Consider the following 24493-nt stretch of genomic DNA (forward strand, 5'->3'; position numbering starts at 1 on the left):
ATTTATCAAGTTTTGATAAGGAATTCAGATAAAGAGTGTCAGGCATCTAACCAAGCTTGGAACATCAGGACATCCCAAAGATAGTATTGCCAGTTGCGATCGCCCGCAAGATGCTCCTTCCATTTCTGACGAATCGGTTGCGGATTGAAAAAACCCTCATCCCGCAGTCGCTGTTCAGAAAGTAGTTCCTCTGCCCAGTCTCGTAAAGAACCGCGCAACCAACGTTTAATTGGAACGCCGAAGCCCATTTTGGGACGCTCGATCAGGTTACTTGGCACATACTTACACAAAACTTGGCGCAACAGCCATTTACCTTGCTTATTCTGAATTTTCATAGACAGCGGCACGCGCCAAGCAAATTCGACCAGCCGATGGTCTAACAGCGGTACGCGGGCTTCTAAACCCACACCCATACTCGCTCTGTCTACCTTGGTAAGGATATCGTCCGGTAGATAGGTGACAGTGTCGAGGTACATCATTCGCTGAATAAAGGATGGTAGGCGCGTCCAGTGTTGACGGAGGGCAGAGTCCGAACCATAGGCATCGCTTAAGATTGTCGGTGGTTCGCAGCTACCTATGACTACAGCTTCGGGGTTTTTCCAGTGAGAAACTAGACCTTTGTACATGGCATCGGGATGAGACACTGCCAAAATCTCAGCCAGCTTATGCAGTTTGTCTCCTGGATGGCGTTGCTGGAGTCGAGCCGGTAGTAGGCTATCAAAATGTGTAAAGCCCCGATCCCAAGCTTGAGGGGATAAGCGGGTTAATGCACTCGCTGCAACCTGCCGCAAACTTGGTGGTATCCAGCCAATCTGCTGCCAAATTTTGGCACCCCAGAAGTAGCGGTTGTAGCCAGCAAATAGTTCATCGCCGCCATCTCCGGAAAGGGCAACGGTAACTTGCTGTCTGGCAAGTTGAGACACTAAGAAGGTAGGAATCTGGGATGAGTCGGAGAAGGGTTCATCGTACAGCATCGGTAGCTTGGGGATAACTGCTAGTGCTTCCTCTGGTGTCACATACAGTTCTGTATGGTCTGTACCTAGATGCTTGGCGACAGCCTTGGCATAAGCTGCTTCATTGAAAGCGTCTTCATCAAAACCGATGGTAAATGTTTTCACTTGTTGGCTGGAAACCTGCTGCATCAAGGCAACTACAGTCGAAGAATCGATGCCCCCTGACAGGAAAGCACCCAAGGGCACATCTGCCACCATTCGCAGATGTACTGCTTGCTGTAACAAAGCTTCCAACTGTTCTACTGCTTCCGACTTTGAACCTGTGAAAGGGTTAGCAATACCCGATTCAGCAACTTCCTTGGCAGACCAATAGGGTACGGTAGGAGAACGAGTCGCACCCCCATTCCAACTTAGAAGAGTGCCAGGGGGTAGCTTGTAAATACCTTTATAGACGGAATAGGGTGCTGGGATGTAGTTATGCCGCATAAACAAGGCTAAGGCATCCCGGTTAATTTCAGCCTCGAAATTAGGATAAGCCTTGATAGCTTTTAATTCAGATGCAAATAAAAAAGTTCCATTTATCCAGCCGTAATAGAGGGGTTTTTCGCCTAGTTTGTCTCGCCCTAAATGTAAAACTCGCTCTTGCCAATCCCACAACGCAAAGGCAAACATCCCGTTAAAACGTTTGACTGCTGGTTCCACGTCCCACTCGCTGAAAGCAGCCAGCATCACCTCTGTGTCGGAACGACCGCGAAACCGATGTCCTAGCCGTTCCAATTCTCGCCGCAATTCTAAAAAGTTATAAATCTCGCCATTGAATACAATTACATAGCGCCCATTTGCAGACACCATCGGCTGATGTCCTTCTGGGGAAAGGTCTACAATCGCCAGTCGCCGATGCCCAAAACCAATCCCAGATGCAGCATCCACCCATACTCCGCCGTCATCTGGCCCTCGATGGAGTAGGGTATTTGACATTTTCTGCGCGATCGCCTGCATCTGCAATGCGCTTTTTTGGCAGGATGTGTCCCAAAAACCTGTAATACCGCACATCTATTTTTTGTAGCCCACTGCACACCAGTAAGGAGGGCGATCGCTAAATACAATCTCTTCCAGCCCCGCATTCTCCATCATTTGATATATCTCATTTTTAGAAAATCTTTTCTCTAGTTTTGTGCCAAACCGATCTAACGCATCATTCCGCATCACATAAAAACTTTTATTTCTGTAAAAAGACAGAGGTATAGAACTAACATTCACACCAAAATTTTCCAGAATTAGCGAGAATCTCGCCAGCGGCAGATAAATAATAAAGGCTATAACTTGACTTAACAGGTATCTTATGAAGTAAGGTGAGCGAGAAATTATAAAACGCCCAGATTCACTAATTTTCCATATTATTCTGAACCACCCAGGTCGATTATCAAATGAGTAGTACAAATAAAGCAGAAAGGGGGCACCTGTTTTTAACTTTAGTACACAAGACTTAATTCCTGCTTCCGTATCGGGAACATGGTGCAACACCCCTAGAGCATATCCAAAATCAGCGAATCCATCAACTAAGGGAATTTCGTCAACACTTACTAGATGAAACTGGCAATTATGATGTTGGCATAAATTTTTTTTAGCCACATTTAATGCAGCAAGGCTTGGATCTATACAGTGCAATTTGCCAACTCGCGGTGCAACTAGCTTGGCCCAACGACCGCTACCACACCCAAGGTCAAAGCCAACAGCATCTTTTGGCAATTTATCCCAATCTAAAATATCAAAGTATGAGTTAAATATTTTTAGATTTTCTTGATCTGAAAGTCCGGATTGGTCAAATTTACTCCACTCATCACCAAATCCTTCAACTACTTTAAAATCAATATTTTTATCCATAAATTACCTGTTTGTACGTTTCTTCATATTGTTTGACTATACTCTCTATGGAAAACTTCTCTTTAATACGTTCCCGTGCTTTTCTCCCTAGTTCATATCTTCCTTTAGCTCCTATTTCCATTAACTGTAACCACCCTCTACTTAAAGCTTCTGGATTGCTGGGTGGCACTACGCAACCTGTTTCTCCCACAATCCAGGCTGCATCCCCTACATCCGTAACTACGCAGGGTACACCACAAGACATAGCCTCGCCAATGACATTCGGAAAACCTTCACAATAAGAAGAACAAGAAGCAATATCCAGAGCAGCCGTGAGGCGCGGCACATCTTGACGTTCACCAAGTAAGTGTACGTAGGGATAAATTCCTAGCTCCTGGATTAGCCGACATAAAAGTTGATTTTGCCAATCAACTCCCTGACCAGCAAGAACAAACTTTACATCTGGCTTAATTTTTACTAATAATGCAGCAGCTTTAAGAAAGTTTTCGTGGTCTTTCATGGGATGAAAACGTCCAACTAGACCAATCATAAAACTCTCTTCAGCCAGATTTAGCTCTAAGCGAACAGTGGCACGAGCTTCTAATGATGGTGTAAATAGTTCTGTATCAAAACCATTGGAAATAATGATGTTTTTCTTGTTGCAATAGCCAATTTTATAATGCTCGTCGGCACCAACTTTACATGCATAAATCACTCTCTTGGGAAAGTAAGATAAGTAGGAAAGAATTTTAATAATTAATATAGTTTTTACTTTAGTGTCTGATAGTGACAAAGCAGAGTGACGAATATTCCACGCTACAGGAACTTGCCCGGGTAAAAAAATGTTAACTAATTGTGCAGCAAGATTGCCGTGAGACATCCAGCCTTGAATCAAATGAGGTTTAATTTGGCGTACTGTGCGAATTAGTCGCCCTATAGAGGCTAATGTCGGGATTCCATGTTGCATGCCAATGGTGTGAACTGGGATATCTAGGGCGGCGATGCGCTCGCCCAAGGTTCCTCTATCCATTAAAGAGATCAGAACCGGATTAAACTCTTCCCGATTTATCCGAGATAACAGCTTATAGAGCATCATTTCAGCACCGCCAGTCCCTAGGCCAGTAATGATAAAAGCGATACATAATCGTCTTGTTGATTTAGCCGCCCAATTAACCATATGGATTAATATCGAGTGGATACTTACGAGAGTTTTTTACAAAAATTAATTGAAGTGCAAAATAAAATAAAAAATATATTAACAAGGGAGTTTTCAACTCTCCTATTGATATTATTAGACCATTTCTTACAAGATTTAGCGCTAGGTTGATTAGAATAACAAGTAAGATAGGTGACTGGTGTATGCGCCATAGATATGAAACAAGAGCTGCAAAAAACATTGGGAAAAAATACGAAGTATGGTTTTCCAAAAAAAACGAGAACGCAGTCCCTTGACCTGTTTCTAGCCTCAATCCAGAAATTGTAGCAATTTGGGCATAAAAGTGCTCGAAATTTTTAAAATCATAAAATCGTTCGCTTAAAGGAAAAAGTTTTATAATGTAACCTAGTAAATCAGGTTTTAGCTTATCCAAATTTGACAATCCAATATATGTATTAGTAGTTATGGCAGCTATTTCTTTCGGTATAAAAATGTTATAAGTCTCAAAAACTCTTAAGAAATAATTAATAAATCCATATTTGCCTACCCAATTATAGAAAAAAATGTATCCAGCTACTACCCTTGATAATTCGCTCAATACTAAACCAATAATTGTTAAGACTACTACTTTTACTACCGGTAACTTATTTCTAGCTTGATAATTTAAAATGAATAACATAAATAAGATACCTACATAGTATCTAAACCCTTGAAGCAAGCCAACTATACCCACAATAAGCATCAAAGCATAGATGATGTATCTACTAAATTTTTTTTTACTAGTTGAAGCAACCCCGTAAAAACCACTTAGTAAGAAAAGATGATAGTTAATAGAGATAAAATAAAGATTGGGTGTTTTTTTTAAAATTTCAGCAAATCTAGTCGCTTTATTTAATAAAATAAAATCCTTTAAACCATAGAAAGCTAATTCGTTTAGAAGTGCTAAAGAACCTAAGCTTATGAAAATATATGATAAAATTCTTAATTTATTAATTTTAATTGAATAGTTACTTTTTATTGTATTCTTAAAATAAACCCTATCTAAAATAATAATAGCTAGCATACTTAAATTAATAATTATAAGTAAAATGTAATTATCTGCATTAAAATTTATATGAAATATCTCATAAAAGTATTGAAATTTAAAATCTTTAATGATAAACCCTAAAGAATAAATAGAATAAACAAACCCAAATATCAATAAAAAATAATTTTTGCTGTTTAATGAACCCCAAACAACAGGGGACAAGGTGGCTAAATATAGTAGATATGCAAACAGTGAATCCACCTTAGTTTTCCTCCCTATTTTATATAGGTTAATTATAAAAATTATGGAATATTTTTATTTAGTATTGCACAGGTTCTTTCGATATACCTTGCACAATTAAACTCAGAAATAATTCTCATCCGTGTTCTGATTACTGAGATGTAGTTCCGATTAAGGAGCTTATCTAGTATTAGCTGCTTAACTCCGGCTGCAAATGCTTCTGGGTTTAATGGTGGTACTACTACCCCAGTATCACCCACAATCCAAGCGGAATCTCCCACATCTGTCACCAGACAGGTTACACCACAGGCCATTGCCTCGCCAATTACATTAGGAAACCCTTCGCTATAAGAAGAAGAGGTAGCAATATCGAAAGCATTGTAAACCGCAGGCATATCGACACGTACTCCTGCCCAGATAACTTTTTCAGAAATATCTAACTTCTCCGTCAACTGATACAACTTTTGAGCATAAATCTCAGGACCAGTACCCACGCAGACAAAGCGTACATCTTGGCGTTGTTTGCACAAGAGTGCAGCTGCTCTAAGAAAGGTTGGATGGTCTTTTATGGGGTCTAGCCGTCCCACTAAACCGATTAAAATGCTATCCTCTGAAATCCCCCATTCTGCTCGCACTCTTGCCCTAACTTCTAAATCAGGCTTAAATAGCTCAATGTCGATGCCATTAGGAATGACTATACTCGTTTTAGCGCGATAGCCTTGAGCTTCGTGGTAGGCTAGCCCTGCCTTAGAATTAGCTACGATCAAGGGAACGGATGCCGAAATCCATTTACACAAACTGAAAGGTATCGCTCGTTTCCAATTTAATTTCAGATTAGATGCCCTGATCCCCCATATTAAAGTGACACCAGGCATCCAGCGCACAGCAAGCCAAGCGATTAGATTACTCAGGTACAAAAAACTATACACGAATAGAGGTGTCTGCTGTTTCCGCAACACGCTCCGCAACCGTGGGATAGCCCAGATTAACTGTAGTCCAGCGGGGATAGTTCCACTGAACTTCTTTGTGAATAACGGATATATTCGGACTTGACCTCGAGCTTGAAGCCATTCCCAGTTTTGACCACCAGGGTAGAAAGTTACAACACACACATCATGGTTTCGTTGGGCCAAGCCATCAGCAAGTTGCACAATCTGATACTCGGCACCGCCTGTCTCAAGGCTACCAATAAAAAATACAATCTGCATGAGGAGTTATGTTTTATACCCATACTGCTGCATAAGCCATCCTGCAAGTAGCCAAAACAGATTTTGCTCCTGAACTGGCAACCTATCAATCCATTCTGTGTCCGCCTGCAACTGCACTGTCCCTCTCATACGCAAGCGGTTCCCAGCAATAGCGTGACCGACTTTCATAGCTTCTCCCGCCGTAACTGCATTAGCTACTTCATCAAAATCACATTCAATTAAATGCCCAATCCTCTCTAATGTTTTCTTAGGATTAGTTGCAAAATCTTCATATAAAACTCTGATTGATTTTCCAGGGTCAAATTGAGAACGAAGCAATTCTGATTGCAGATTGACATCACTCCAGAAAATAGCGGTCTTCCAAACTGGCCAAGCTTGAAGCGTCTCTTCTATTCCTCCTTTTTGATGCTGTTTGTATGCTTTTTTCAGTGAATGTGCTACTCCTCGACCATCTCGTACTAAATGAATTAAGTACACGTCGATCTCAGGCATCATAGAGAGCGCTAAGGCTCGAACTGGGTTCTTAGAGGAGTCAACGATTATAGACTTTTTACTCACCGAGCAGATGGTTTGAAAGAGGGCACAAGTCCATTCGCTATAAGCCTGAAACTGAGGGGAGCCGTTCATGCGCTCTCTAAACAAACGCAACCAACACAAAAAGCTTTTCATGCTTTGAAAGTTCATGCTTTCAAAGGTATTCTGAAGAGCTAAATACCTCTCAATATCGTCAAATCCTATGCTTTTTACCCATTCCGCACGCACCTTTGACCAGAACGAACAGATAGAGCAACGCTCACCGCAGGCGCAGTATTCGTTATTAATCCAGCCTCGGCGCGGTAAGTTGGTTAGTTCCCCTACGCTTTCAATAGAGGGATGATTCCCAAGCAGCGTGCTGAGTACTGTGGAGCCACTGCGACCCACACCGCCAATGTACAGAATACGGATAGATGGCATGGAAAAAATTATTAATTTTGTTTACCTTGAACGGACTTTTGTCGGTCAATTAGAGCATGAAGATAATTAATCATTGCTTTATGAAAACAAATTGATTGTTACCTAAGCCACCTCCACAAGTAATTAAATTTTTTAAGACAAAACCTTTATTTTGATAGAACTTAAATATATCTTCTGGCTTTGCCACCTCAAAGGGATAGCCACCTAACCAATCAAACCAATCATAAACTCTGGACATTCCCCTTGATTTTTTGTACTTAGTATAGCGGATTACTGGATTTCGAGCCTTCAGGAGATCGATAGCTAACCCACCCAGGATGAAATATGGAATAAAGAAGATAGAAACTAGAGACCTGCCTGCGATTCCTGAACAGTAAAGTTGCTTGACTCTGCGCCAACGTAGAGACTTACCACCTTGATCGTTGTAAATACCAATAAACAGCATCCCCCCATCTGCAACAGGCAAACTAGCATTTTCTAGAGCTTGCCACATTGCGCCGGTGTGGTGAAGCACACCCCAAGCATAAACAATATCAAACTCCCCTAGAGATTTGAGATAATCTACATCTAGCACTGAACCCTGTTCAATAGTCCAGTTAGAATCATCAGGAAAGCATCGACATTGAAGTTCTTTCGTGCAAGCTACTGACTCTGTATCGTAATCAAATGAATGGACCTTTGCCCCTAGGCGACGGGCAGCAAGTGAGAATAATCCACTGCCAGAACCAATATCAAGAAATGTTTTACCCTGTAAATTTTCTACTGCTAGCATTTGCTTGAGAGACTTCTCTGCTTCTGCTATGCGTTCGTCATTAAGAACTGATAAAAACCGTCTCCAATTTTTACCAAACTCAAAGCGATCGCCCTCTTCAACTTCCTGAGCGTAACTGTTCATCGTCAGCTTTTCCAAGCTATAGCACCATTATGTAGTTATAGGAAGAACGCCTATAAATTTTGTAGCCTTTGGACTGTAATAACTCAATGGCATTACCACCTGCTTTTTCAATCCAGTCTGGATTATATTCAATAATTATAAACTTGGGATACAGCTCGCATGCGGCGGCTGCGAAGAACTTAGTTAAAACTCGGAATTCAAAGCCTTCAATATCAAATTTAGCTCCTTCAATCTGTTTGATTCCTTGCTGTGATAACACCTCATGTAAAGGGTAACACTGTATATCTATACTATTTGAATTAGCAAAAAGAAAACCGTTTCCCCCCCGATTTCCGGTAAGATTTAGTCCTAATTTTAATATTTCTTGTTGATCTGAAATACCTACGTTGAGAGGTTGAATATTTTTTGTGTTGTTTAACCAAATATTTTTTAATAACTTATTATAAGTATAAGGATCGGCTTCAATAGCTACAACCTTGCCTTTTTCCCCAACCAGCCTAGAGGCGAGCAACGAATAGAATCCGATATGTGCGCCCACATCTAGAAAGCAGGAATTAGCTGGTAAGTTTTGTTTAATAAATGCAATCTCTTTATAATCATATAACTGGGGATAAAACAGAATGCCCCCATCAACACATTCTTTAGGATTTACTTCCATTTTGAAGTCAAATATATCAGTAATGACAATATTCCTTGATTTTCGGTTGTAAATTTTTTTAACTACGTTAGCAATAACTCCAGCTCCACGTACTTTGGGCAAACATCGGGTAAAAAATAGCCATAGTTTGAGTTCTCTATCCATCTCAATTCTGTGCTTATATAGACGAAAGCTTTATCAAAATATTTTGCATTTTATTTCACCAGCCCTTGATAAATTTTCGTATTTTCCAACGAAGCCATCGTCGTAAGGAAGAATCATCCGCATCAATATCAACCTTTTCCTTTCCATCACTAAAAGGAGTAAATGGTATTAGTTGAGTATCGAACCGCCCATCTGGTAAAAAACCACCCTTGGGTGTTATAGCAGGATGATTCCCGGCTTCGACTCTAATAATAGAAAGACCTGCATTGAAGGGCAGGTGGGTAATAGAAATTTTGTGTTCTTTTGTCGCATCTCTGATTGCTGCCAGCATATTACGATTTAGGTCTGGTTGCTGCGTGTCATGCACGCAGATCATACCAAAAGTCTTCATCTTGGGTAAAATTAGTTCTAAATCTAATTTGACTTGAAAATAATCATGTGCAGCATCATGAACAACAAGATCAAAAGGAGGTTCTAGCGAGCTTAATAAAGTTTCACTAGCGCCTAAGTACAATTGCCAATGCTTGTCTTGTAATTTTAATAAAGATGAGAATCTTTTAGCATCACAATCGCAACTTATAACAACTCCACCTGTTTTTAATGCTGCTGCACGCAAAGCTCTTGTGGTTGAGCCTATCCCTAAATCAATTATTATTTTTGCATTTAAGCCAATAGCCAATGAGTAAATAGTTAATAAATGTTTGGAAGTGGCAACATCGGAGGTATGAAAAGCATTTAATAATTCTGCGTCTGAAAAAGGCTGGATGTTAATCATATTACTTTTTTCGGTTTTGCCAGTAAACTAAATATCCTACTGGGAAAGCTACTAGCCAAAGTAATTTACCAAGTGCTGTGTTAAGCGCTTGAAACTGTTCCCTAATAGTAGTTTCTGTATAAAAAGAGAAACGGCTATAGTGAACAGCCGAGCGAAAGAAATTGAATGGTGCATACCCAAACCAGATTATTTCTTCATTAAGAGCAGCCAAATGACGCATTCGACCCCCAACAGCATTCTTACTTGGATGTTGATAATTCACCATTGATTGCTGGTCAGTCCAATAAATCCTCAAAGCCTCATTTACAAATCTTGTTTTATATTTCCTAGCAATCTTATTCCATACCAAACCTTCCGGAATGTAAGTCTTTACGAGTTCTTCAGGAAATGAAAACTGCCGGAGTATATCAGTACGTTGGAAACCCCACTTCTCTCCTGTAACTTTGAAGCGATAACGAATCTCAAGAGGATCTGAATCAGTTGGATCAAATGGATAACGGCTACCAATGACCTGATTATTCGGGCTTTTACACAGGCAAGTTACGGCTGAAAATTTCTCTTTTTCGGATTCTGCAATCATATCCCAATAATACTTGAATCGCTCCAAGGCTTCTGGGACACAACCATCATCTGAATCAAGATTTAGAAATAGTTCTCCCTTGGCTTCTCGCACACCGCGATTAAAAGCAATATGCTTGCCAGCATTTCTTTGATAGATATAGCGAATAGAGAAGTCAACCTCCTTCTGCCACTGTTCTACCAACTCACGGGTACGATCGGTGGAGCCATCATCGATAATTAACCACTCAAAGTCTCGATAAGTCTGTGCTTTAAGGCTTTCATAAACACGATGCAACGTATGAGCGCGGTTGTAAGTTGGGGTGAAAACGGTAAACACATACGGACAGGCTATTTCTATTACTGTTATCTGCCGAACTTGGTCTACCATTGTTATCTTTCTCCCATCACTTCGCTGATTAACGCCTCCCACATTCCCATAATCTTCTCTAAACTAAATCGCTCAGTGACATCCGCTGCACGGTCAGCGAGACGTTTGCGTTCTCCCCTATCGGACATCAATCGATCCATAGCTACAGCTAATGCTTCCACATCACCATTCTGCACTAAAATACCATTTACACCATCGCGAATAATTTCTCTTGGTCCACTAGGGCAATCTGTTGAAATGACCGGCAACCCACAAGCCATTGCCTCGATTAAGACATTGCCAAACCCCTCAGTTCGGGAAGACATAACAAATAACTTTGAGAGTTTTAATATAGGAAAGGGATTGCTCATAGACCCTAGAAAAAAAACCCGCTCGGTTAATCCTAAACTATCTCTCTGGTTTTCGAGTTCTATCCGAAGGTTGCCTTTTCCTAATATCAAAAGTTGCCAGTCTAGATGTTTATCAGCGATTTTGCTAAAGGCGGATAATAAAATATCAAACCCCTTTATGTACGTTAATCGACCCATAGCAATAACTAACTTTTTACCTAAGTCAGCACCTTTAGGTAAAGTTATTGAATTTTGCTCATCCTCACCTATCGCCAGTGGATTATAGATTACGGTTCTTTTTGTTTTAGGTAACCAGTCAAAATAACTATCAACTCCTTGACTTACGCTCACCAGCCTAACAGTGTACGGATAGGTCAAGCGTCGCAACTTCTCCCACAAGCTTCCGCAACTAATTATACTTGGGTCACAATGCTCAGTAGCAATCACTGGATAGCTTGTCTTAATAAGAGCTAGCAATGTTAATACATTTGTTTTATCTAAGAAGGAAATAACCACGTCAGGTCGAGTTGATATAATTGCTTCCCTCAATATCCATATGCGATACAGATTGTTCCATATAGCATGGGCTGGCGTTGGTGAGTTTTCAGCAATATTGAGAGCTAATCTATGAACTGCATCTGGCAGTTTATAAAAATCTGACTCTATTCCAGAGAGTGTTAGTACAGCAACCTCATAACCTTTCCTAAAAAAACCTTGAGCAAGCAAAGCCAAAACCCGCTCTGCTCCACCACAAGAAAGAGATGAAATTACTAAGGTAATTTTCAAGGTCTACTCTATTTAAAAATATCACTTGCAGTGTTTACGCCTTGCATAATAACAAAGCACCCATCCTTGTTTTTGCCCTTTCATTATCAAATATATAGGCAATATCAATAAACTAATCACCGTGCGTTTCCAATTGTACAACCAAATAACTGGCAAATTTCCACCAGCCCAAACATCCAAACAGATAAATCCTGTTTCACATAACATATTTATCATTTCTACGTTACCAATCGGGTTTATGTGTCCAATACTAGCCCAAGAGTTTTGATTAAATCCCCACAACTCTCCTGTTATTAAAAACCAGAATCTACCCCACCAAGAGCTAATGTTTGGTGTTGTAATTACTAAATGAGTATCTTGACGACAAAGCTGATATAAATTTTTTAGAAACTGCCAAGGATTCTTAATATGTTCAATGACTTCTATGGACACAATTAGATCAAATGAACCACCATGTTTATTGATAAAACTTTCAACTTCTAAAGAATGATTGAAGTCTATTTTGTAAAATACAGGACCTTGAGCTTTAAAGTTATCAGCGTCTCCATCAACGGCGATAACATTGTAGCCAAGATCGTATAACCGCTGAGAAAAAGCTCCTTCTCCACATCCCCAATCTAAGACGCAAGGTTTTTCCCCGTGTATGTCAATCAATTCCAGCTTATTATTAATAAAATTTGATAACTGCTCGTGAAGATTAGTATCAGTTTTCATACGAAGCCCCTTATAATAATGAGACTCTTTTTTATCAAAGCCAAAAAGGGGAGATGATTTAAAGCGATTAGGACTATTCATTAATTAAAGTTTTAGATAATGATTCGATTTTTTTCATTTTATATAGGTAGTAGCGCATTAGAAAAACTAGAGAAATCAAATATACGCAGCTGGTTGATAAAGCGATACCTGGAAGCCCAATTTTTCTCATAAATATAAAATTGAATAACACATTGGTTGTTAAATTAATTATTGCTCCTCCCAAAAGGATATGATTTGACAAGAGTGATGAAAGCAGTCTTACTAACAAAATGCCAGTAAGATAGAAAGGGATTTGTAAAGCATAAAAAGCCTGTACTTGAGCTACTAAGCGAGTGGCTTCATGTGTAAATGAACCTCTTTGAAACAACACTTGGATTATAGTTTCAGAAAAAAAGAACAAAAATCCTGTGAGCGGCACAGTAATCGTAATAATCAAACATATATAACGCTTCAGTGTATAGCGCACTCCTGTCCAATCTTCACAGGCAACTTTTTTTGAAAAATAGGGAATCACAGCAGTTCCCAATCCTGTAGCCATTAGCCCAATTGGAAATGCAATTACTCTATTACCATAATTCAACGCGGCGACACTTCCCGGTGACAACATTGCCGCCATTGATTGATCCACTAGATTGGTGCTGCTCATTAAAAAAGCTCCAGCAATCATCGGTACATACTGACCAGCTACCTGACGCAAGTGAGGATCAAATCCGTACCACCTGGGGCGCAATGAGATACCTTGCCGCTTCAGCGCCACTCCCATAACTACCATCTCCAAAACTGCACCGCACAGTAAACCACCTGCCAAGGCAAAGATTCCCCAAGACGAACATACCAGCAGAAATATCACACTGATAACTGGGGTAATAATCGGAGAAAGTGCAGCTAAAGCGAAACGCTCACCCGCATTCAAAAGTGCAACCCAGATAACTACCAGCCCATCCAGCAGCACAACAGGCGCGATCACCCACAGAAGACGAAACGTGAGGTCTAACTTTTCGCGGCTAAACCCCCTAGCAATCCAGGGTAGATATAGAGGCGCAGTAACCACCATCAGTATGGTAGTAATTAACAACAACCCTAAACTCCAGACTATTACCCCGGAGAAAAGCTTTTGCGCTGCCTCTACACCTTCTTTCTCTCGTACCTGAATATAGGTGGGGATGAGGGCAGCATTAAAAGAGCCAGCTACCACATTGATGATAAAAGAAGGAACGAGCAAGGCAATTAAAAATGCATCGAGTTCGTCCCCAGTGCCAAATTTCCAAGCAACTACCAATTCCTTACCCGCAGCTGCTACTTTTACCAACGCTGTCATCAGAGCAACTGTAACAGCTGCACCAAAGATTTGGCGGTTGGTCGAGCCACTAGTCAGCTTTTTCCAAGAATGGAGCAGCTTTTGTGCTGCTAGAGTTTGTTTCACCTACACTTAGCTCAAGTTTTCAGCTCGCTGAGCGATTTCATCCCAAACTCCCTGATAGGGACTGATAGTAGCAGCGCTCAACCCCATAGATCCTCATTAATTGACATCAAATTTGGAATTACCATTAACCTGCTCCAAAAGCCGCATTCAACAATGCAGCCAGGACAGATTGAATCGCTAGCAGCTCATCGGGAGGCTCGCTCAAAAATACGCCGCTACTGGAGTTGATGAGAGCATTATATGCTTCCACTGCCGCCGCCAGCCGAACCGCATCGACCCTACCATTTGCGGTTAGCCCTTGCAAGTTGGCAACCACGTTACGAGCCAGGGTTGGATTAATGCCTTCAGTAGCATTCACCAGACCGCTTTCTAGCTGGCTCGCGCTAGCAGCAACATTTCCAGTCCCTGTCAAAACGTTCCCTAAGCTATTATTGGCAGTCTGGGAGTTGACTGAGGCTGCTGCCTGGTTGACAGCAGACGCGATCGCTGCTGTTCTGAAGGCGAGTCTTCCCCGCCCGCCTCTGTCGGGTATGAAGGCTCCGTTGACAACGTCGCTAGTCGTCATAATCGGCCCAGTGACATCTGAATTGCCTGGAGTCTGGGCAAATGCTGTTTCCGAAAACAGTAGAGAAGAACCCAAAGCTAAACCCAGACCGAGATTTAAAGAAAGACGTTTGATGTTCATGGCTTTTATTTTACGAGCAAAAAACTTAGAAAGTGATGCCGTAACCGACGCCTAGGATGAAACGCGCACCATCACCGGCATTTCCAGTTACATCAGCAAGCGCTGGAGTGATGATCAGCGGTATATTCTCGAATGGAGCGATCGAAGCACCCACATTCAAATCTTGACCGCTCCATTCGGCAATGACCGATATCGGTTGAGCGACCCGTACGCCAATACTGCCAAACGGATTGACCGAGTCTCTGCCAGCCTCAATATCAGGTACTGAACGAAAGCGACCTCCACCCAGACCCACAGAAGCAGTAACTGAGGGGGAGAAGCCTGCCGTTGTCCGAGATCCTATCGGAAAAACTTTACTGACGACACCGTAAACGGTGCTGTACCCTGGATCGGGTTCTCCAAACGTCTCGATATTTTCCACCCCAACCGCAACGGCTAGGTCATTAGCAAACTGACGGTGAATCTTGAAGCTAATCCCACCATCTTCAAAGCTATCATCGCCGAAGAGGTCATAAATTGAGATAACGCCTTCTACACCCACTGCTCTCCGAGCATCGCCCAGACCAATACCTGCTGCAATTACCCCGTCTGCCTTATTGGTGTTGCGGGTTCTTTCTTGGAAGCCCCCTCCGATAAAAGCCTGACCCCGATCGGCTCCGAAAGCCGTGGGTGTTGTAATGCTAGAATTTCCGCCAATTAACCGCCGCAGCTGTTCTACTATCGGGGGTGCTGGAAGCCGATACTGTTGGCGCAAGGCTGCAACTTGTTCTGCTGTCAGGGGAGGTGGTGTTGTCGCCACGGGTTCGTAGCCAACCACGTAACGAGCGGCAACATCCGTTGCTGGAATCTGCGGCGCTTGCCCCGCATTCACTAAAGCCTGGTAAATAAACGCCGCCACGTCAGCACGGGTGGCTAACTGATTAGGATTTAACAGCGCCACATCTGGATAGTTGACAACCAGTTGATTTTGTGCGGCTGCGGCAACACTGGTGCGGGCATAGGCAGGAATGCTGCCAGCATCCTGAAATAAACCATTTAAAATCGAGGCGGTATCTGCGGTTGGATTCAGGTTAAGTCCACTGACCAAAGATACCAAGACTTGGACGCGGGGGATGTTTTGATTCGGCTGAAAAACCTGGTTGGGGTATCCCTCTAGAAATCCCGTCCGATAAGCTTCCTGAATTGCTGTGTAACCCCAGTAATTGGCAGGTACATCCACAAAATCCACCGCTTGGCGAGTAGCGGGTCTTTGAAAAGCCTTCCGGATCATGGCGGCAAACTGAGCGCGTGTCACCGGCTCGTCAGGGCGGAAAGAGCCATCTGGAAAGCCTACGATTACTTCTCGCTGTGCGAGTGCTTCAATAAAAGTCTGCGCCCAGCTACCTTGTACATCCGGGAAGGTGCTGGCTTGAGCCAATTGAGTCGGCGTCGAGACGGAGCCGGGTTGCTGTAAACTTCTTCCTGGGGCGGCTGGATTGCGAATCGCTGGTAGGGAAGAGCTGGAACGGGTGGTGGTTGAAGGAGTAGCCGGGTTGTTAGAACGCAGCGCGTCAGCTCCCAGCATCGTTTTTAAGAGTGCGTCACCCATTGAACCGCTACCCTTGGCTGGTGCTGAAGTGTTCCCGTTGGTAGAACTTGCCTTGGTGGTAGCCAGACTGGCAGCCGCATAGAGGATCGTACTGCCCAAAAACATGGAACTTAGTAGGATGCGTAATCGGTACCACAATTTCTTTTCACTTGTACTGACACGGCTCCCACCTGTTGCTGGCGTCATAACCTTTCCTCCTCATACCCAAATATTCCTTGCCACCTCAAAGGTACACGAGTTTGGGAAAATTACGTTGGTGATTAAAATTTATAGTGCAACTTTTTACGGATTGCATCCGTCAATGGCGTGACTTGTGTAACGAGGTTTAACAGATTTGGAATGGAGAGTGCTAAGTTGAGCGCCAAAAGGCATCGTGAAACAAGCTGTAGTTTTTGTACGAGCGGTGCTGGTTTTCCGAAACTGGCTGCCCGAACCGTTGCGGGCTTCGCGCTTCTAGCCGTGGCAGCAATGACGGTTTCACCAGCGATCGCGCAACTCCCCGGATTGCGCCCTTCTGCTGCCCCAGCGGGAACATCTACCAGACGTGGACCGGATGCCCCATATACTCTAGGCGCAGGCGATCGCGTCCGGCTGGATATTTTTGAGGTTCCTGAATACAGCGGAGAGTACCAGGTGCTAATCGATGGTACGCTCAACCTGCCAATCATTGGCAGCGTACCCGTTCGGGGATTGAGCCTCGAAAGAGCAACCGATGAAATTTCTAGCAGATACGGTCGCTACATCCGACGCCCCTTGCTGACCATTACTCTGCTGGCACCCCGTCCGGTCAAAATCGCAGTGGCTGGGGAAGTCAATCGTCCGGGTTCCTATACCGTTAACCTAACCGAAGGCAATCAATTTCCCACCGTCACGCAAGCACTGCAATTGGCTGGGGGCATTACTCAAGCCGCCAATATCCGCCAAGTAGAACTGCGCCGTATTTCACCCGGTTCTTCGGGAGTCATCGCTGTCAATCTCTGGGAATTACTCAACAACGGTGATTTGAGTCAAGACCTCACCTTGCGAGATGGAGACTCGCTGTTTATCCCCACCAGCCTCCAAATCAACGCTGATGAATCCCGTACCTTAGCGGATGCCAGCTTTGCGCCCCAGAACACCGGGCCGATCAAGATTGTCGTCGTCGGAGAAGTATCCCGTCCAGGGCCTTATATCGTGTCACCAACCACCATTGCCACTGCGAATACTCCCCCTGAGGCGAATGCGACTGCGGCTTCTAGCAGCACTCCTGCCACCGTGACCCAAGCCATTCAAGTCGCAGGGGGAATTACCTCCTTAGCAGATATTCGCCAGGTTCAAGTCCGCCGTTCCGCCCGTTCGGGACCCGAAAAAGTCCTCAATATCAACCTCTGGCAACTTTTACAGTCCGGGGATGTCACCCAAGATGTCATCTTGCAAGAGGGAGATACCGTTGTGGTGCCTACTGCCAGCAATATCGACCCCTCTGAGGTACCCCAAGTCGCATCGGCTAGCTTCTCTCCCAATACCATTCGGGTCAATGTGGTCGGGGAAGTTGCCAAAGCAGGGACGATTGAACTGCCACCCAATACGACCTTGAATCAAGCGGTGCTGGCAGCCGGAGGATTTAACAATCGTGCCCGGAGGAGTTCGGTAGAGCTGATTCGTCTCAACGCCAATGGCACCATATCAAAGCGGAACGTCCCGGTCAATTTTGCTCAGGGCATCAACGATCAAAACAATCCGATTCTACGCAATAACGATGTGGTGGTGGTGAACCGCTCTAACCTCGCTAATTTCTCAGACACGCTGGGGACGGTATTGAGTCCGCTGGGAGGGGTTTTCAGCTTATTCAACTTCTTTAGAATCTTCGAGTAAAAACGTGGCTGGCTAGGTCTGGAGAGCCACAATCAAGAGCTGAGTAAAAAATTCGATCGTTTGGATGTAGCATCCTGCACATTCATGGTACAAAATGAGGCTAGAACCAGGAATCTCCCTGGCGATCGCGTCAACCAAGCCAACAAGGTGCAGGGGTTTAGATGGAAGCGGGCCAATTTTCTCAACCGTCATCGCCGAAAGGGAATGGCAAGCAACTTCAGCCATTGCCGCTAACCGACGAAACTCAGTTTCTAGAAAACAGCCAGGACGACTTGAATGTTCGTCAGCTCTTGAATGTGGTGCGTCGCCGTGCTTTGGTGATTGCGGGGGTGGCGATCGTTGTCACGACTGGAATCGGCTTATGGACATTCAGCCAAACACCCAAGTATGAAGGAAAGTTCCAACTCCTGGTGGAACCCGTTACGGCTGAAAATAAGCTGACGAAACTTACTCAATTACAGGCAATCGAGCCAGCTCTAAACGACTCTAGTCTGGATTACGAAACCCAAATTAAAGTTTTACTCAGTTCCGAACGGATGGCGGCATTCATCGCTCAGATCCAAAAGCGCTATCCCGATATCGACTATGAGTCACTCATTCTTGAAAACAACCTAACAATTACCCAAATAGATAAAACAAAAATTTTAGAAGTACGTTACCGCGATACCGATCCCGATAAAATCAAGTATGTATTATTTGAGTTAGCTAAAGTTTATTTGAGGTACTCTCTTCAGGAGCGGCAAACTAACCTCAACCAGGGAATTAAGTTTGTAGACGGTCAACTTCCTGGACTTCAACAACGGGTGGACAAACTCCAGGGACAACTGCAAACGTTCCGGCAGCGGTACAACATCCTCGATCCGGAAGAACAAGCCAAACAACTTGCCGTGCTAGCCTCAAATGTTGAGGAACAAAAACTCGATAACCAACTAAAACATAATGAAGTCCGGTCGCTGTATGCAACGCTACAAAAGCAGTTAGGGCTACCCCCCAATCAAGCGATCGCTGCTGCATCTCTTTCGGAAGCACCCCGCTACCAACAGTTACTCAACAAACTTAAGGAAGTCGAAACAAAGCTTGCCACCGAGTCAGCCCGATTTCTGGCAGAAAGTCCAACCATTCAGTCACTCAAAGAGCAGCAGCAAAATTTGCTGCCCCTCTTGCAACAAGAAGCGGCGGCAGTACTGGGAAATAATCTATCTGGTCTCAACGAACGGCAATATTTGTCTTCCCCCAGCACGGTGCGCTTAGAGCTGATTCAGCAATTTGTGGATGCGGCAAACCAAGTGCAGGTTCTGGAAGTTCGCGGCAATGCGATCGCCCAAGCCGAAAAGCGCTTAAATCAACAAGTTAGACTACTGCCCCTGATTGCCCGTCAGTACACAGATTTACAGCGGGAACTCAACGTCGCAACCGAGAGTTTAAACCGCTTTCTAGCCGTTCGGGAAACCCTGCAAATTGAAGCAGCACAGAAAGCTCTCCCCTGGCAGCTGATCGCCAAACCCCAAAAGCCAGAAGATCCTATCTTTCCCAAGCCCAAGCGAAATCTGATATTAGGCGCGATCGCAGGGGTAATGTTAGGGCTGGCATCTGCCTTATTAGCAGAGCGACTCGACAATGTCTTCCACTCCCCCGAAGAACTCAAAGACAGCACCCGACTGCCCATTCTTGGCTTGATTCCCCACCACAAAGAACTCAAACTATTCAAACCCATTGCAGAAATCGCCAACTTTGCCCAGCCAAATGGAAACGGAGCCTCAGCCAAAAACCAAAACGGAGAAACCCCATCTAAAGAGCGTGCCACCACTCGCAAAGCTAGCTGGTACAATGCTTCTCCCTTCTTAGAATCCTTCCGTTCTCTCCATACCAATATTCGTTTTCTCGGTTCTGATACCCCTATCCACTCGCTAGTGGTTAGCTCAGCGTCTCCAGGTGATGGTAAATCCACTGTATCCGTACACCTAGCACAGGCGGCTGCGGCAATGGGACAGCGAGTTTTGCTGGTAGATGCAGATTTGCGGCGTCCTCAGGTTCATAACGTCCTCGGTTTAGAAAATCACCAGGGATTAAGCAACGTCATTGCCACAGGTCTAACTCCCAGAGAAGCCATCCAGCGCTTGCCCTCCTGGGACAATCTCTACGTGCTAACCGCTGGACAAATCCCACCAGACCCAACCAGGCTGCTTTCCTCCAAGCGAATGCAGTATTTGATGGAGCAGTTGAACGCTGTTTTTGATCTAGTGATTTATGACACGCCACCGATACTAGGTCTGGCAGATGGCAGACTCCTGGCTGTCCATACCAATGGCGTGATCATGGTAGCGAGACTGGGCAAAACCGATCGCTCCATCCTGCTACAAGCGATAGATGCATTGAAAATCTCTAGTGCCCCCGTCTTGGGTATGGTTGCAAACGGTGTGAGAAGAAACGCCGGTGGATCGTACTATTACTACGATCGCTACTACACCTCTAATCAAGAATCAGAAGTAGAGAATGCCAAGAAACTCTTGCAAAAGAAACTTGGATTGCGCTAGCTGTTCGTGATTAATTGTTAGGAAGTAGTCATTAGTTTCTAGTCATTTTTAAAATCATGGATAGAACTAATGACTGATGACTAACCGCTAAGCCCCATAAAAAGAGCGATACCACTCAACAAAACGCGGAATTCCAACCTCGATGGGTGTACTAGGTTTGAACCCAACATCTTTTTGTAGATCGCTAATATCGGCATACGTTTCAGGAACATCTCCCGGTTGCATTGGCAGCATATTTTTCACTGCCTTCGTACCGAGGCAATCTTCCAAAACCTCGATAAAACGCCCTAATTCAACCGGCGTATTATTGCCAATATTGTAAATTTTATAAGGTGCGGCACTCACTCCCGGATCGGAGTCAGCTCCTGCTAGATCAGGATTTGGGTGTGGAATTTTATCAGCTACTCGTAAAACTCCTTCTGCAATGTCATCAATGTATGTAAAATCGCGCCGCATTTTACCATAATTAAAAACATCAATCGGACGCCCTCCTAAAATGGCTTTGGTAAACAAAAACATTGCCATATCTGGACGACCCCACGGCCCATATACTGTAAAAAAGCGCAAGCCAGTCGTTGGTAAACCATACAAATGACTGTAGGTATGCGCCATCAGTTCATTTGCCTTTTTACTAGCTGCATACAAGCTGACCGGATGATCTACATTGTCATGCACCGAAAAAGGCATTTTCTTATTTGCCCCATAAACTGAACTAGAAGAAGCAAACACCAAGTGTTTAACTTGCGAATGCCGACACCCCTCTAAGATATTCGTAAATCCCACCAAATTGCTATCAACATAAGCATGGGGATTTTGCAGCGAGTAACGTACACCGGCCTGGGCAGCCATATGTAGTACTTGTTCAATCTGGGAATTCGCGAATAACTCCGCAATTCCTTGACGATCCGCCAAGTCAAGTTTGTAAAACTGAAAATTATTTTTGTCCTTCAGTTGCTCCAAACGAGCTTGTTTTAAATTGACATCATAATAATCATTGAGATTATCGATGCCAATGACCTCTTCTCCTCTATCTAGCAGCAGTTTACACAAGTAAAAACCAACAAAACCAGCGGCACCAGTAACTAAAATTTTCCCCATATTTTTGTTTCTACTAGCTGTTAGCAGGTTGGTAATTGATGTAGCGTCATTGACAAATAATGGCGATGAGCGCGACAAATCCAAAGGCGTTCAAGTCCAAAGTCTAGCCCAATTACTCAGCCGAATGCCATAGTTCCGCACATGAACCCCTGGTGGCACTAAGGGTTCATGTGCCCTTACAACCCCATCAAACTGATGCAAGCTACCTGGAGCGTGTCCTGTGTACGCTCCAGGCAGCTAACTGGGAGCATTTTGTTGATGAGAGCGAAAAGTGCTACGCGAGGAGCGCAGGTACGTGTATACGCTCCTCACGTAGCGTATGCTGCTTTATGCGGCTACTCCCTTACCTGCATCTGCCGCCTAGGAGACGCTCCTGCTTCCCTGAAACAAGGAACTATCCCAGCCGTGTCTAGTCTGATGAAGAGCTTTAAGTTTAATTCTGCTTAGCGTCGGATTACGGGGTTTGTCTATTCCGTTTCATTTTGCCCATTCAACTTAAGTCTGTCACCTTACCTATGGTAATCACTCACCTGCACAAATTTTTAACAACCTCGACTGCTAAAACTTCTAAATCTCAGATGATATTTTGGTTCACTTTAAGCTTAACTTTCGCCCTCATTTATAGTTCTTTAGGACTCAAGCAGGCTTTCAGTAGCTCATATGTGGTGCAAGATGATGCACGGGTGTATGTGTTTTGGATGCAGCGATTTGTAGACTCAGGCTTGTTTCCGAATGATTTTATTGCTGACTATTTTCAAGCTATAACCCCCTCTGGATATGCTGCTTTCTATCGACTGATAGCATTTTTGGGGATTGAGCCACTTGGCTTGAGTAAATTACTACCAGTCTTTTTGACACTGCTGACAACCGCCTACTGTTTTGCAGTCTGCATGGAAATATTTCCGGTACCAACAGCAGGATTTATTAGTACGCTGCTGCTCAATCAAAATCTTTCCATGAGGGATGATTTAGTTTCTAGCACTCCCCGATCTTTTATTTATTTATTTTTTCTAGCATTTTTGTACTATCTGCTGCGGCGCTCTTTATTTTTATGTCTAGGCGCGATCGCTTTGGCTGGATTGTTTTATCCCCCGTTGTTGTTCATTTTAGCCGGAATCTTAATCTTGAGACTGTGGCGCTGGGACGGACAGCGACTCCATCTATCTAAGAATCGGCTTGATTATCTGTTCGGCGCTACTGGGCTGGGATTTTGCCTGCTAGCGATCTTGCCCTATGCTTTGAAATCCTCTGAAGTTGGCCCAGCGATCGCTGGGATGGAGCTAAGATCGTTACCAGCATTTTCTCAAACGGGAAGAATTCCTTTTTTTGATAACACTAATCCCCTGTGGTTTTGGCTATTTGGGCAACATAGTGGTCTTTTGCCTAATGTGTTTGAACATCCCCTATCTCTGCTGGGATTATTCTTGCCAATCTTGATGCGCTATCCCGACAGGTTTCCCCTAATTAAGCAAATTGCCAGCAACATCACCATTTTGCCTCAGATTGCGCTAGCATCTTTCGGGATATTTGTGGCTGCCCATGCCATGCTCTACAAGCTTTTTGCTCCGGCTCGTTACACGCGATATAGCTTCAAGTTGGTGATGATTTTGAGTGCAGCAATCGTATTAGTCGCACTGATAGATACAGTTTTTAAATGGGCAAAGCAGCAAGATAAACTATTAATTCGGCGGCAGTTTATAGCTTTGGGATTCACCACTCTACTAGGAACTACAATCCTCTTTTATCCGTACTTATTGGAGAAATTTCCAAACAGTAACTATGTCGTTGGTAAGGCACCTGCACTATATGAATTTTTTCAGAAACAACCTAAAAATATTCTGATTGCTTCTTTATCGGAAGAAGTGGATAACCTGCCTACTTTTTCCCAGAGAGCTATTTTAGTCGGGTGGGAGTATGCAAATCCTTATCATGTAATATACGAGCGTCAAATTCGCCAACGAGCTACCGATTTAATTCACACTCAGTACACTCAGAATTTGGCAGAAATTCAAAATTTTATTCAAACCTATGATGTGGATTTTTTCTTGCTGGATCGCGCAGCATTTACTTCTGAATATATTACCAACAATCCTTGGTTTAGGCAGTGGCAGCCGCTAGCGAAAGAGATGTTAGGAATGCTAGATCGGGGAATGATTCCAGCCATGTCTGGTCTGATGCAGCGTTGTTCGGTTTTTGAGACAGGGGAGCTGGTTGTACTGCAAGCCAAATGTATGATTAAAGCCACCCTAGATTAAATACTACTGAAATCATTTCAGCTTAAGGTCGCCACAAATAAAGGGTTGTCAGTGGCTACTGCAATAGACTCGAACTGACTCTTTCAGCGCTAGGCTAACGCCTCGCTTCGCTAACGCGATCGCCGCCAATCTTCTACGAACCAAAATCAGAAATCAAAACTCTAAAAGAGAATGATTTTTAGAAAATGGACGGATTGGTGAAACATATCAGCGCTACTCAAGTCTTTTGGATTATGCATTGATTGTAGGTTAAGAGTGTCACCTACGCGATCGCAGGCAGACCCTTTCAAAGCAAGTCTCATTCTGAGTACGCGAGTGTGGGAAAATTCCCAAATATAAGGAACAGGCGTAAGGAGCAGAGTT

At 43.7% G+C, this 24493-nt stretch carries 19 protein-coding genes; 3 read left to right on the forward strand and 16 right to left on the reverse strand.

Translation table 11 applies throughout. The features are described from left to right. Window positions 1-38: 38 nt before the first annotated feature. From asnB to NDI44_RS20865, 15 genes are all read right to left on the reverse strand, one after another. On the reverse strand, window positions 39-2006 hold the full coding sequence (gene asnB / locus NDI44_RS20795) for an asparagine synthase (glutamine-hydrolyzing) (protein WP_190416090.1): 1968 nt from the start codon (window positions 2004-2006) through the stop codon (window positions 39-41). Beyond that, a complete protein-coding gene (locus NDI44_RS20800; protein WP_190416091.1) occupies window positions 2007-2837 on the reverse strand; it encodes a class I SAM-dependent methyltransferase in 831 nt (276 codons plus the stop codon). Beyond that, the gene (locus tag NDI44_RS20805) at window positions 2830-3993 is read right to left on the reverse strand and encodes a glycosyltransferase (protein ID WP_190416092.1); all 1164 of its coding nucleotides are present in this window, start codon (window positions 3991-3993) and stop codon (window positions 2830-2832) included. The genes NDI44_RS20800 and NDI44_RS20805 overlap by 8 nt, the downstream gene beginning before the upstream one ends. Continuing rightward, window positions 3986-5260: a hypothetical protein gene (locus tag NDI44_RS20810; RefSeq protein ID WP_190416093.1), complete on the reverse strand. Its 1275-nt coding sequence runs from the start codon at window positions 5258-5260 to the stop codon at window positions 3986-3988. Before NDI44_RS20810 ends, NDI44_RS20805 begins: the two co-directional genes overlap by 8 nt. Before the next feature lie 41 nt (window positions 5261-5301). Next, on the reverse strand, window positions 5302-6447 hold the full coding sequence (locus NDI44_RS20815) for a glycosyltransferase (RefSeq protein ID WP_190416094.1): 1146 nt from the start codon (window positions 6445-6447) through the stop codon (window positions 5302-5304). Between the two features lie 6 nt (window positions 6448-6453). Then, window positions 6454-7401 carry a sulfotransferase gene (locus NDI44_RS20820; protein ID WP_190416095.1) on the reverse strand — a complete coding sequence of 316 codons (948 nt, stop codon included), beginning with the start codon at window positions 7399-7401 and terminating at the stop codon, window positions 6454-6456. A 70-nt stretch (window positions 7402-7471) separates the two neighbouring features. After that, entirely contained in the window at window positions 7472-8311 is an 840-nt protein-coding gene (locus NDI44_RS20825) for a class I SAM-dependent methyltransferase (RefSeq protein ID WP_348235312.1), read from the reverse strand. A gap of 1 nt (window position 8312) precedes the next feature. Beyond that, window positions 8313-9098, reverse strand: coding sequence for an FkbM family methyltransferase (locus NDI44_RS20830; protein WP_190416097.1), 786 nt, complete (start codon window positions 9096-9098; stop codon window positions 8313-8315). Between the two features lie 55 nt (window positions 9099-9153). After that, window positions 9154-9873, reverse strand: coding sequence for a class I SAM-dependent methyltransferase (locus NDI44_RS20835; protein WP_190416098.1), 720 nt, complete (start codon window positions 9871-9873; stop codon window positions 9154-9156). A 1-nt stretch (window position 9874) separates the two neighbouring features. Further along, complete coding sequence (locus NDI44_RS20840; protein ID WP_190416099.1) at window positions 9875-10822, reverse strand: glycosyltransferase family A protein; 948 nt, start codon at window positions 10820-10822, stop codon at window positions 9875-9877. Between the two features lie 2 nt (window positions 10823-10824). Then, entirely contained in the window at window positions 10825-11937 is a 1113-nt protein-coding gene (locus NDI44_RS20845) for a glycosyltransferase family 4 protein (RefSeq protein ID WP_190416100.1), read from the reverse strand. 21 nt (window positions 11938-11958) lie between these two features. After that, window positions 11959-12732 (reverse strand): class I SAM-dependent methyltransferase, encoded by a 774-nt coding sequence (locus NDI44_RS20850; RefSeq protein ID WP_190416101.1) that lies wholly within the window; start codon window positions 12730-12732, stop codon window positions 11959-11961. Continuing rightward, complete coding sequence (locus NDI44_RS20855) at window positions 12725-14116, reverse strand: lipid II flippase MurJ (protein WP_339380853.1); 1392 nt, start codon at window positions 14114-14116, stop codon at window positions 12725-12727. The genes NDI44_RS20850 and NDI44_RS20855 overlap by 8 nt, the downstream gene beginning before the upstream one ends. A 124-nt stretch (window positions 14117-14240) precedes the next feature. Further along, on the reverse strand, window positions 14241-14801 hold the full coding sequence (locus tag NDI44_RS20860) for a hypothetical protein (RefSeq protein ID WP_190416102.1): 561 nt from the start codon (window positions 14799-14801) through the stop codon (window positions 14241-14243). A 25-nt stretch (window positions 14802-14826) separates the two neighbouring features. After that, entirely contained in the window at window positions 14827-16575 is a 1749-nt protein-coding gene (locus NDI44_RS20865) for an S-layer homology domain-containing protein (protein WP_190416103.1), read from the reverse strand. 153 nt (window positions 16576-16728) lie between these two features. Between NDI44_RS20865 and NDI44_RS20870 the strand changes: the two genes are divergently transcribed. Next, on the forward strand, window positions 16729-18243 hold the full coding sequence (locus tag NDI44_RS20870) for an SLBB domain-containing protein (RefSeq protein ID WP_190416104.1): 1515 nt from the start codon (window positions 16729-16731) through the stop codon (window positions 18241-18243). 161 nt (window positions 18244-18404) lie between these two features. Continuing rightward, window positions 18405-20777, forward strand: a complete 2373-nt coding sequence (locus NDI44_RS20875; RefSeq protein ID WP_190416105.1) for a polysaccharide biosynthesis tyrosine autokinase — start codon at window positions 18405-18407, stop codon at window positions 20775-20777. Window positions 20778-20864: 87 nt separating this feature from the next. Here the strand turns inward: NDI44_RS20875 and NDI44_RS20880 are convergent, their stop codons facing one another. Continuing rightward, on the reverse strand, window positions 20865-21875 hold the full coding sequence (locus tag NDI44_RS20880; protein ID WP_190416147.1) for an NAD-dependent epimerase: 1011 nt from the start codon (window positions 21873-21875) through the stop codon (window positions 20865-20867). Between the two features lie 662 nt (window positions 21876-22537). On the opposite strand from NDI44_RS20880, the gene NDI44_RS20885 reads away from it, so the two are divergent. After that, window positions 22538-24130, forward strand: coding sequence for a hypothetical protein (locus NDI44_RS20885; protein WP_348235314.1), 1593 nt, complete (start codon window positions 22538-22540; stop codon window positions 24128-24130). Window positions 24131-24493 lie beyond the last annotated feature (363 nt).

The organism is Trichocoleus sp. DQ-A3, assembly GCF_039961975.1.
Classification (GTDB): Bacteria; Cyanobacteriota; Cyanobacteriia; order Cyanobacteriales; family FACHB-T130; genus FACHB-T130.

Coding starts and splice junctions, on each gene's coding strand:
- NDI44_RS20805 (WP_190416092.1), bottom strand. CDS start 3,993: ATGGTTAATTGGGCGGCTAAATCAACAAGACGATTATGTATCGCTTTT.
- NDI44_RS20800 (WP_190416091.1), bottom strand. CDS start 2,837: ATGGATAAAAATATTGATTTTAAAGTAGTTGAAGGATTTGGTGATGAG.
- asnB (WP_190416090.1), bottom strand. CDS start 2,006: ATGTGCGGTATTACAGGTTTTTGGGACACATCCTGCCAAAAAAGCGCA.
- NDI44_RS20820 (WP_190416095.1), bottom strand. CDS start 7,401: ATGCCATCTATCCGTATTCTGTACATTGGCGGTGTGGGTCGCAGTGGC.
- NDI44_RS20830 (WP_190416097.1), bottom strand. CDS start 9,098: ATGGATAGAGAACTCAAACTATGGCTATTTTTTACCCGATGTTTGCCC.
- NDI44_RS20880 (WP_190416147.1), bottom strand. CDS start 21,875: ATGGGGAAAATTTTAGTTACTGGTGCCGCTGGTTTTGTTGGTTTTTAC.
- NDI44_RS20815 (WP_190416094.1), bottom strand. CDS start 6,447: ATGCAGATTGTATTTTTTATTGGTAGCCTTGAGACAGGCGGTGCCGAG.
- NDI44_RS20870 (WP_190416104.1), top strand. CDS start 16,729: ATGGAGAGTGCTAAGTTGAGCGCCAAAAGGCATCGTGAAACAAGCTGT.
- NDI44_RS20860 (WP_190416102.1), bottom strand. CDS start 14,801: ATGAACATCAAACGTCTTTCTTTAAATCTCGGTCTGGGTTTAGCTTTG.
- NDI44_RS20875 (WP_190416105.1), top strand. CDS start 18,405: ATGGAAGCGGGCCAATTTTCTCAACCGTCATCGCCGAAAGGGAATGGC.
- NDI44_RS20840 (WP_190416099.1), bottom strand. CDS start 10,822: ATGGTAGACCAAGTTCGGCAGATAACAGTAATAGAAATAGCCTGTCCG.
- NDI44_RS20865 (WP_190416103.1), bottom strand. CDS start 16,575: ATGACGCCAGCAACAGGTGGGAGCCGTGTCAGTACAAGTGAAAAGAAA.
- NDI44_RS20850 (WP_190416101.1), bottom strand. CDS start 12,732: ATGAATAGTCCTAATCGCTTTAAATCATCTCCCCTTTTTGGCTTTGAT.
- NDI44_RS20835 (WP_190416098.1), bottom strand. CDS start 9,873: ATGATTAACATCCAGCCTTTTTCAGACGCAGAATTATTAAATGCTTTT.